This is a genomic window from uncultured Halovibrio sp. (genome assembly GCF_913056445.1).
Taxonomy (GTDB): Bacteria; Pseudomonadota; Gammaproteobacteria; order Pseudomonadales; family Oleiphilaceae; genus Halospina; species Halospina utahensis_B.
The window spans coordinates 1-3,160 of record NZ_CAJXMA010000138.1 but is presented as its reverse complement, the minus strand read 5'-3'; the positions used below and the strand labels follow the sequence as shown (position 1 = coordinate 3,160).

At 62.2% G+C, this 3,160-nt stretch carries 3 protein-coding genes; 1 reads left to right on the top strand and 2 read right to left on the bottom strand.

Translation table 11 applies throughout. The features are described 5' to 3' along the window. Window positions 1–1,209: BCCT family transporter (locus QZ501_RS15040; RefSeq protein WP_295720639.1), on the top strand; the 1,209-nt coding region annotated here is incomplete at its 5' end. A 71-nt stretch (window positions 1,210–1,280) separates the two neighbouring features. On the opposite strand, the gene QZ501_RS15035 is transcribed toward QZ501_RS15040, so the two are convergent. Both QZ501_RS15035 and QZ501_RS15030 read right to left on the bottom strand, forming a co-directional pair. After that, the gene (locus QZ501_RS15035; protein WP_295720637.1) at window positions 1,281–2,003 is read right to left on the bottom strand and encodes a 3'-5' exonuclease; all 723 of its coding nucleotides are present in this window, start codon (window positions 2,001–2,003) and stop codon (window positions 1,281–1,283) included. Window positions 2,004–2,011: 8 nt separating this feature from the next. Next, window positions 2,012–3,160, bottom strand: a 1,149-nt coding sequence (locus tag QZ501_RS15030; protein ID WP_295720636.1) for a DUF294 nucleotidyltransferase-like domain-containing protein, incomplete at its 5' end; no start/stop codon positions are given.

Here is a 3,160-nt window from a genome sequence, read left to right as displayed (position 1 = left end):
GAGCCGGTCACCCACTACGGCACCGCTATGGGCGGCACCACCGTAGAAGACGGTGTACGGACCGACTGGGCACCCCTGGGTGCGGCGGAAGGCGACCAGCAGGCCGCTCAGCGCCTGAGCATGTCCGCCACCATCTTCCACTGGGGCCTGCACCCCTGGGCGATCTACTCGGTGGTCGCACTGGCGCTGGCGCTGTTCTCCTTCAACAAGGGCCTGCCACTGACTATCCGCTCGATCTTCTACCCACTGCTGGGTGAACGGGTCTGGGGTTGGCCTGGTCATATCATCGATATCCTGGCGGTCTTTGCGACCCTGTTCGGCCTTGCAACATCCCTGGGCCTCGGTGCCACGCAGGCCTCTGCCGGCCTGGAGCATCTGTTCGGTCTTCCAGACGCGGATGCCACCCGAATCATACTGATCATGGGCATCACCGCAGTGGCTCTCTGCTCCATCCTGCTGGGCGTGGACAAGGGTGTGCGCCGTCTTTCCGAGGTCAACCTGATCCTTGCGGGCATTCTGCTGCTGTTCGTGATCCTGGTTGGACCGACACTGGCCATCGCGACCGGCTTCTTCCAGAATCTCGGTTCCTATCTCGTGAACCTGCCAGCGCTATCCAATCCGTTTGGGCGTGAAGACGCCAACTTCAGCCAGGGCTGGACCGCCTTCTACTGGAGCTGGTGGATTGCCTGGTCACCCTTCGTGGGCATGTTTATCGCCCGGGTCAGCCGTGGCCGGACTGTTCGTGAATTCCTGATCGCGGTACTGCTGATCCCCTCCACGGTCTCCGTCCTCTGGATGACCGCGCTGGGCGGCACGGCGCTGGACCAGTACCTCAACCACGGCGTTGAGGCGATTGCCAATGCCGGCCTGGACCTGCAGATGTTCGTGATGCTGGAACAGCTCCCGCTGGCTGAAATCACGTCCTTTGTGGCGATCACGCTGGTGATTGTGTTCTTCGTGACCTCGTCGGACTCCGGTTCGCTGGTTCTGGACACCATCACGGCAGGCGGCAAGGTGGACGCACCCAAGCCCCAGCGGATCTTCTGGGCCGTGATCGAGGGCGCTATTGCCATCGCGCTGCTTCTCGGCGGCGGACTCGAGGCACTGCAGGCCATGGCGGTTTCCATGGGTCTGCCGTTCGCGCTCGTGCTGCTGGTCGGCTGCTTCGCGATCGTGAAGGGCCTGATGAGCGAGCCCCGCGCTCAGTAATCCGGTTTTCCGGATTCGCAACAGAAAAGAGCGGCCCTAGGGCCGCTCTTTTTTTGTCTTTGGAAAAGCCGTTAAACCCAAAGATCCCCGACCGGTGTCTCCGGTGAGAATCGGTGAGCAACCTGGGCCTGGAAGAGTTCGGCGGTGGCCAGGGCGTCCGTGAGGGCGTGATGGCCGCGGTAGAAGGGCAGGTTGTAGCGCGCCCGGCTCTCGTGCAGCCGGATCGACAGCGGCTGCGCGCCGAGCCACTTGCGCATGCGCGCCCGCAGCGACTGCCGGCACCAGCGCGACTCCAGCACCATGGTATCGAGCATGGGGCACATCAGGCCCTCGCCCAGGCGCACGCGCACGGATTCATCCAGGAAGCGGCGTTCGATGGGATGGTAATGCACTACCGGCAGATAGCCCGCCATCCGGTTGAGGAGCTCTGGCAGTATGTCCGCAAGATCGGGCGCATCGGCCACCTCAGAGTGGGTGATGTGATGCACCACCACGGACTCTTCCCGCAGCATCCGGCGGGGCCGCACAATGCGGTACCAGCTCTGCCCGGTATGGATCCGTTCCAGCGTGAAGGGCAGCATGCCAACGCTGACAATGCCATGCCGCGTCACGTCCATGCCCGTGGTTTCCAGGTCCATGGCCATCATCGGCACACGCTTGATGGGCGTTTCCGGGTCCAGGGAACCCTGCTCAAAAAACGCCTTAAGATCCGCGTTCCCACACTTGCGGGCACGATCCGCCATGTATTCCGGCCAGCCGGGAGCGGCACCCTTCAGGAAATGTGGAGACAGCATAGGGAGCCTCAGGGCCTGGGGTAACGGAACTGGAGGAAGCTCTGGGCATTGCTCAGCACCTGGAACGCATCCTTGAGATTATGACGTTCGCTGTTGGAGACATCCTCGGGTTCGATGTTGTTGTCCGGCTCGCGCCCGGCCTCAACGTCGTAGAGGTGGTGCCAGATGCGCGCCATGGACATGAATTCCAGCGCATAACGGAGCTTTTCAACCGCATTGGGCGTCAGAAGCTGGGTCTTGGCAATGTCATCCAGCCGCTCAAAGGAATTCTGGGCCCGTGAGCCACAAGCGAGGGCATGGATCCGGATCAGGTCGACAGTGGGCGCCGTCCCCCGCCGCTTGATGTTGATGGACTTATTCTCGTGACCGTTCTTTTCCATCACAAAGGTGCGGAAGAAACCCAGCGGGGGCGTGCGATTGAGCGCGTTGCGCGCCATGGCCGCCAGGAAGCGATCCGCCAGTGGCGCTTTGTTGGCGATCAGCCCCTGGAGGGTCTCAACGAACTCCTCCTCACCGTGCACACAGTCCAGATCGAAGAAGATATTACAGTGCAGCAGCGCCTCGGGCGTGGGATTATCGATCCACTCCGTAAAATAGCGCCGCCAGACGCCCAGAGGCTGCCGCCATTCAGGATTGGTCGCCATAATATCGCCCTTGCAGTAGGCATAGCCACAGGCCGCCAGGCCATCCGAGGCCCGTTTTGCAAGGGTAGCGAAATAGTCGCCGTGCTTTTCCGGATCATAGTCGTCACTCAGAACCATGGCGTTGTCCTGATCCGTGACCACCGTCTGTTCGTCCCGGGCCATGGAGCCGAGCACCATGAAGGCATAGGGCACCGGGGGCGGGCCCAGTTCCTCCTCGGCCAGCTCCAGGATGCGCCGGGCGAAGCTGCGCCCGATGGCCGCCAGCGCGGTACCGATCACCTTGGAATCGGAGCCATCACGTACCATGCGGGTAAAGGCGACGGAGACCTCATGACGGAGCCCAGCCAGACCACGGAGGGTGGTCTGGTTGAGAATGCTGCCGACAAGATAGAGGCTGCTCTGAGTCTCGTAACGGATGATATCGGACAGATGCAACAGCCCGATGGGCCGGGAGTAGATCCGGCGGTTCGTGAGCTGGGGCCACAGCCAGTACGTCCCCGCCATGAACGTCAG

Excerpts from the sequence above, each read along its gene's own strand:
- QZ501_RS15035 (WP_295720637.1), bottom strand. The coding sequence starts at position 2,003 with ATGCTGTCTCCACATTTCCTGAAGGGTGCCGCTCCCGGCTGGCCGGAA.